This window comes from Melaminivora alkalimesophila (assembly GCF_000282995.1).
GTDB lineage: Bacteria > Pseudomonadota > Gammaproteobacteria > Burkholderiales > Burkholderiaceae_C > Melaminivora > Melaminivora alkalimesophila.
The window spans coordinates 1-472 of record NZ_ALEE01000094.1 but is presented as its reverse complement, the minus strand read 5'-3'; the positions used below and the strand labels follow the sequence as shown (position 1 = coordinate 472).

At 73.7% G+C, this 472-nt stretch carries 1 protein-coding gene and 1 pseudogene; one reads left to right on the top strand and one right to left on the bottom strand.

Going from position 1 to position 472, the window contains the following annotated elements:
* Positions 1 to 180 (top strand): annotated as a pseudogene (locus A612_RS01195) (phosphoribosylaminoimidazolesuccinocarboxamide synthase); the annotation flags it as partial.
* A gap of 18 nt (positions 181 to 198) precedes the next feature.
* Here the strand turns inward: A612_RS01195 and A612_RS01190 are convergent.
* On the bottom strand, positions 199 to 472 hold a 274-nt coding region (locus A612_RS01190; protein ID WP_019372789.1), incomplete at its 5' end, for an META domain-containing protein.

Below are 472 nucleotides of genomic sequence, written 5' to 3'. Positions count from 1 at the left end.
CTGGCGGCCGGCGAGAACCCGCCGAGCTTCGACAAGCAGTTCGTGCGCGACTGGCTGGAGCAGGCACAGGTGAGCGGCAAGCCCTGGAACAAGACCGCGCCCGCGCCGCGCCTGCCGCGCGAGGTGATCGAGAAGACCGCCGCCAAGTACCGCGAGGCGCACGAGCGCCTGCTGGGCTGAGGGCCGGCCCGGGCGCCCCTACTGCGGCAGCATGGGCGGGTCGTCGTCCGCGATCGGCGGCTCGCCCCATTCCTCGGCCACGAAACGCAGCAGTGCGCGCCCGTCGGCGCCGCGCAGCTCGAGCTGCCGCCCTTCCTGGAAGAAGGCCGCCGTGGCCAGCAGCCGCTCCAGGTACGCCAGCTCGCTCGTGCCCCCATCCAGGCACAGCCGCAGCCCCGACTGCAGCCCCTGAAAGCGCAGCCGCGCGCCGTCCTGCACGAACTGCAGCGCGAAGCGGTTGCAGCCGCCCGAG